Below are 5,985 nucleotides of genomic sequence, written 5' to 3' on the forward strand. Positions count from 1 at the left end.
AACTCACGAGGGTAAGGCTTGGGCACAGCAACATCCTTCCAGCCCGCCATCAGGGCAAGCCATCTCAGATGTCACCTATCGGTGCAGCAGACCCATTGCAGGGTTGGTGGTCGTCGCATCCGCAGTACGGCCGCCAGTTCGAGGTCGTCTCGTACACCACCGTGCTCCCCGCCACGATCCAGGGCATCCGCCGCTACCTTGGTTCCGGGCTGATCAAGGGCATCGGGCCGGTGTTCGCCGAGCGGATCGTCGAGCATTTCGGCCTGGACACGTTGCAGATCATCGAGGACGAGCCGGGCCGGCTGGTGGAAGTGCCGGGGCTGGGCCCGAAACGCACGGCGAAGATCACCGCCGCGTGGGCGGAGCAGAAAGCCATCAAGGAAGTGATGATCTTCCTGCAAGGCGTCGGAGTGTCCACCTCGATCGCGGTACGGATCTACCAGAAGTACGGCGACGCGTCGATCAGTGTCGTGAAGAACGAGCCGTACCGGCTGGCCGCCGACGTGTGGGGTATCGGGTTCAAGACCGCTGACACGATCGCACAGGCGGTTGGGATCCCGCACGACAGTCCGCAGCGGGTCATGGCGGGGTTGCAGTACACGCTGTCGCAGGCCACCGACAACGGTCACTGCTACCTACCGACCCCACAACTGGTCGCGGACGCGGTGAAGATCCTCGACGTACCCGCTGAGCTCGCCATTCGCGGCCTCGACGAGCTGGTCGGTGAGAAAGGCGTTGTCCGGGAGTCGCTACCCGGGGCGGACGGGTCGGTCCCGGCGATCTATCTGGTGCCGTTCCACCGCGCCGAGCAATCGCTGGCCGGTTCGGTGATGCGGCTGCTCGGCGATCGTGTGGACCGGATGGCGCAGTTCACCGATGTCGACTGGGACAAAGCACTGGCTTGGCTGAAGGCACGTACTGGCACCGACCTGGCGCCGGAGCAGCAACAAGCCGTCCGGTTGGCGTTGACGTCGAAAGTCGCCGTCCTGACCAGCGGCCCCGGCTGCGGGAAAAGCTTCACCGTTCGTTCGATCGTCGAACTCGCCGTCGCCAAGAAAGCGAAGATCCTGCTCGTCGCCCCGACCGGCCGGCCGCGAAACGGCTCGCTGAACTGACCGGCCAACCAGCAGCGACGGTGCACCGGCTACTGAAACTGCAACCCGGCGGTAAACCCACCTACGACCGAGACATGCCTTTGGATGTCGATCTGCTGGTGGTCGACGAGGCATCGATGCTCGATCTGATCCTGGCCGACAAACTGATCAAGGCCGTCCCACCCGGGGCGCATCTGCTGCTGGTCGGTGATGTCGACCAACTTCCGTCCGTCGGTGCTGGGGAGGTGCTGCGAGATCTGCTCGCCGCGGACACGGTTCCCCGGGTCCGGCTGACCCAGGTGTTCCGGCAGGCCTCTGGCTCCGGGGTGGTCAGTAATGCCCACCGGATGAACGCCGGCCGACCACCGATCCTGCAGGGCATGAGCGATTTCTTCCTCTTCGGTTGCGACGACACCGAAGCCACCGCCGCTCTCACCGTCGACGTCACGTGCACCCGCATCGCGAGACGGTTCGGGTTGGACCCGCGCCGCGACGTGCAGGTCCTCGCCCCGATGCACCGCGGCCCGGCCGGGGCTGGCGCGTTGAACACCCTATTGCAGCAGCAGCTCCGGCCCGGGAAGGGCTGCCGAAACGGCGGGTCGGCGGCCGGGTGTTCCGAATCGGCGACAAGGTCACTCAGATCCGCAACAACTACGACAAGGGCGTCGCCGGGGTGTTCAACGGCACCGTCGGCGTCGTCACCGCCCTGTCCACCGACGAGCAGACCCTGACCGTGCGCACCGACGAAGACGAACTCATCGAGTACGACTTTGACGAACTCGACGAGCTGGCTCACGCGTATGCGATGACGATCCACCGCTCGCAGGGCTCGGAGTACCCGGCGGTGGTCATCCCGATCACGACCAGCGCGTGGATGATGCTGCAACGCAACCTGCTCTACACCGCCATCACGAGGGCGAAGAAGCTCGTCGTGCTCGTCGGCTCCCGCCGGGCGCTCGCCGCCGCCGTGCGCACCGTCGGTGCCGGCCGCCGCCACACCGCCCTCACCTACCGCCTCAAGCCATAGCCGGCCATTCGCTGACGACGTGCCGATCGCCCACTCGAACGCGAATCCCGATCCCGCGTTTGGTAATCGGTCATAAACGGCGCGCTCCCTGGTGCGGTGACATGTCGTCGATAGGGCAGCAGCCTGTTGGCACCTGGCATGCATCGTGGCCCCCGTATACCCCCCGAAAACCACCGCCAAGTATCGACCGTCAGTGACAAGCCTTGACCAGTTGCCAGCCGGATCTAACCAGGTCAACGCTCAGATGCGACGGTCAATGGCAAGCTCACGGACCGTGACTTTCGGTAAGCGTAGGTCGACGGTTCGATTCCGTCAGGCGGCTCCAAGGCGTGAGGCCCTGGCCAGCAGGAATGCTGGCCAGGGCCTCACGTTTGCGAAGAGGGTGAATTCGACCGTCGTGCCGGCGACGTCTTTGACCAGGCACGATGACTTACCGCAGCATGTCCGCGTCGCCCGTTTCCTGGTCGACCGCCACCCGCAGAGGCCATCCGAAACTCACAACGTGGCATCGCCGCGCACCGGTCGCGGTTGTCACCTGCTCGACGGTCACCCCATGCACGCTCGGCGGTTCGCGCAGATTCTGACGGTCGCCGAGGCGGCCGGCCAGGAATCGCATCGCGATCCGGACCGCCTCATCAGTGTCAACCACGAGACGACAGTACGTAGTGAAAGCTCAGCCTGGCCATCCATGGGCTGGTCGCCTGCGACGAACTACGTCGGCGCGCAGGCTCGGGCCATCAGGTAGACCTTTGGGTGCCCGACGACCTGTCGCCCGGGGACGTTCCCGAGGATCGGTTCAACGTGACCGGACGCGGCGGGCACCGCCTGTCAGCGCCCGCGTGATGATCATATGTTCAGCAGGCCACCGTTGCGCAGCGCGTCGTCCTTGATTGCTATCAGATTCGCCGAGACGTACGGGATGTTGTGCGCCTTGTGCCATTCGCTCGGGAAGTACGTGACCAGCCGCGACGCCTGAAATCGACATTCTATTTCGGGCACGAACCGAGAGTACTTGGCGTCCGTGAAGTACCAGAACGAGTTTTCGTTGTAGAACGCCACGTGCGTCGGATCCTGGTAGGCGCCTCGACCGTCGGTGCTGGGGGTCAGGGACAACAGCATCCCGTTCGGCGCGAGCAGTCGGTACAGCTCGTTGAACAGCGCGATCTTGTCCGGGATGTGTTCCAGGAAGTCCACCGCCCGAATGACCCCGACGCTGTTGTCCGGCAGGTCGACACCTTTCGTGATGTCGCAGACGATGTCCACACCCGACCCGTCATGGTAATCCAGGCCGAGATACCCCTCCGGCTTGTTGTGAGCGGCACCCAGGTCGAGCGCCAGGAGCCCCTGCCGGCGTGACCAGGCCAGCACATTGTGTTGAATGTTCCGATCGTAGATCTCCACCGTGCGTTGCTGGATGCGCGCGTTGACTTCTGGAATGCGCTGCGTGTTCTTGGCGTGCATGCGTTGGAGATACAGGCATTTCTGAATGTGGTGGAACTCGCTGACCTGGTACATCCGAGCCATGAGGTCGGCATCGTCCGCGACGTCGAGCGACTCGTCGTACCCGCCGACCTTCTCGTAGATGTCCCGGCGGAACGCCCGTACGTGGTTCGGTGCGTACCAGATGTAACTCACGTTGTGTGGTGTCGGCGGCAGTGCCCGGCAGACCAGCACTTCGCGGCCGTCCACCTTGTCGTCGTAGTGCCGCCAGCCGAACGAGCTCGCGAAACGGTCCTCAGATCGGCCGCCGTCCTCCTGGATCTGCGCGGTGTCGCTGTAGACGAACCCCACCTCCGGGTTGGCGTCGAAGGCATCGACGATCTCCTGCAGACAGTCGCTGCTGAGCAGGTCGTCGTCGTCAAGCTCGACCAGGATGTCGCCGGCGGCCTCGGCGCAGGCGTACCCCTTCACGGCGCCGACACCGTTCAGGTTGTCCTGGACGATGAGCCGGATCCGATCGTCGTGCCTCACGGGCCGCCAACGTGACCCCTGATTGAGGATGACCACCCATTCCCAGTCGGCGAAAGTCTGCGCGGTGAGCGATTCGAAGCATTCGTCGATGAAGCGGGTGCGGTTGCTCCCCGTGAACACCGTTACGCGAGGCGTGCGCATTGATCCATCACCTACCCGCCGAAGTCGAAGACCGGGTGGTAGGAGCTGTGCGGTACTTCGCGGGAACGGCTGAGGTGAGCCCCTTGTCCAGGCGGATGGCCGCCTTGAAGGCGTCCCGCGCTGCTGCGTCCTCACCGGACTGGGACAGCAACACGCCCAGTCGGAGGTACGCCGTTGACGACTTGTCGTCGATCGACACGACCTTGCGGTAGATGTCGATCGCCGTCGTCGGCGCCTTGCCTTCCAGTGCGATGGCCTTGTTGTAGAGGGCCGGCTTGTAGTTGGCGTCAGCCGCCAGTGCCTTGTCGTAGTTACTGATCGCCTCGTCAGCTTGGTTGCGGGACTGGGCGATGTAGCCCAGGTTGAACCAGGCGAACTTGTTGTCGGCCTCGGCGTCCAGCAACTTCTCGAAGGTGACCTTCGCCGCGTCGAAGTCACCAGCCTGACCCTGCTCGACACCGAGCTTGAGCAGATCCGCCGGCGTAGTTTCGGTGTCGCCGTTCGCCTTGTCGGGGTTGCCGGCGTTGTTCGTCTGCGGCTTCTCGGCGGGCTTGTCGCTGCATGCCGTGACTCCGGTCAGCAGGACCGCACCGCAGGCGAGCGACCCGAATACCTGACGCATGTTCATTACTCCTCCTCGACGGTAACGGGGCGGTTCGACCTGCTGGTCGGCCGGTTGGCGTCGCTACTGTTTGAATTCGCCCGGCCCGACGTGTTGGACGGACCTGTCAGTGCCACCGGTGTGCTGAGTGAAATGCAGGACACCCAGATGTCAGCGCCTCCGCCGGTGAAGGTGAACTGGTAGCCACTGGTCGAGAGTGGCTGGATGAGCACCGGGTTGACGCCTGCTCCCGACAGCTGATATCCAGTCCCAACAGCAATATCTCCGGGCTCGCAACCGAAATTGACAGGGGTGTCTGCAATAACGGTCAGCGGACCCTGAATGTAGGCTGCCTCGATTCCGTTGCCCGCCACGCCCTGCGGGCCTTGGGCGCCTGTGGCACCCTGCGGTCCTTGCACGCCCTGAGGTCCTTGTGCCCCCGTGTCTCCCTGGGCCCCCTGGGCACCTTGGAAACCTTGCGCGCCGGCGGCGCCCTGGGCGCCTGCGTCCCCCTGCGCACCTTGGGCGCCTTGGAAGCCTTGGAAGCCTTGAGCCCCTGTGTCGCCTTGCGGGCCCTGGGCGCCGGTGGCGCCTTGTGCGCCTGCGTCGCCTTGCGGGCCTTGTGCGCCGGTGGCGCCTTGTGCGCCCGTGTCGCCTTGCGGTCCCTGAGCGCCGGTGGCGCCTTGTGCGCCCGTGTCGCCTTGCGGTCCCTGAGCGCCGGTGGCGCCTTGTGCGCCCGTGTCGCCTTGCGGTCCCTGAGCGCCGGTGGCGCCTTGTGCGCCTGCGTCGCCCTGTGGGCCTTGAGCGCCGGTGGCGCCTTGTGCGCCTGCGTCGCCTTGTGGGCCTTGAGCTCCGGTGGCGCCTTGGAAGCCTTGAGCACCTTGTGCGCCTGCGTCGCCTTGCGGGCCTTGAGCGCCGGTGGCGCCTTGTGCGCCTGCGTCGCCTTGTGGGCCTTGAGCGCCGGTGGCGCCTTGGAAGCCTTGAGCACCTTGTGCGCCTGCGTCGCCTTGTGGGCCTTGAGCGCCGGTGGCGCCTTGTGCGCCTGCGTCGCCTTGCGGGCCTTGAGCGCCGGTGGCGCCTTGTGCGCCTGCGTCGCCTTGCGGGCCTTGAGCGCCGGTGGCGCCTTGTGCGCCTGCGTCGCCCTGCGCGCC

General features: G+C 65.4%; 3 protein-coding genes and 2 pseudogenes. 2 read left to right on the forward strand and 3 right to left on the reverse strand.

Features of this window, described 5'->3' with window-relative positions; genetic code table 11:
• Window positions 1-95 precede the first annotated feature (95 nt).
• Window positions 96-2,121: pseudogene (locus ACIBEF_RS17390) on the forward strand (ATP-dependent RecD-like DNA helicase); the annotation flags it as partial.
• Window positions 2,122-2,503: 382 nt separating this feature from the next.
• On the forward strand, window positions 2,504-2,866 hold the full coding sequence (locus tag ACIBEF_RS17395; RefSeq protein ID WP_396794291.1) for a hypothetical protein: 363 nt from the start codon (window positions 2,504-2,506) through the stop codon (window positions 2,864-2,866).
• Window positions 2,867-2,967: 101 nt separating this feature from the next.
• Here ACIBEF_RS17395 and ACIBEF_RS17400 read toward each other — a convergent pair whose 3' ends face one another.
• From ACIBEF_RS17400 to ACIBEF_RS17410, 3 genes and pseudogenes are all read right to left on the reverse strand, one after another.
• Window positions 2,968-4,233, reverse strand: a complete 1,266-nt coding sequence (locus ACIBEF_RS17400) for a glycosyltransferase (protein ID WP_396794292.1) — start codon at window positions 4,231-4,233, stop codon at window positions 2,968-2,970.
• A 7-nt stretch (window positions 4,234-4,240) separates the two neighbouring features.
• Window positions 4,241-4,855, reverse strand: a complete 615-nt coding sequence (locus ACIBEF_RS17405) for a tetratricopeptide repeat protein (protein WP_396794293.1) — start codon at window positions 4,853-4,855, stop codon at window positions 4,241-4,243.
• 307 nt (window positions 4,856-5,162) lie between these two features.
• Window positions 5,163-5,985, reverse strand: a pseudogene (locus tag ACIBEF_RS17410) (hypothetical protein); the annotation flags it as partial.

The sequence above is a fragment of the Micromonospora sp. NPDC050795 genome, from assembly GCF_044456785.1.
Taxonomy (GTDB): domain Bacteria; phylum Actinomycetota; class Actinomycetes; order Mycobacteriales; family Micromonosporaceae; genus Micromonospora.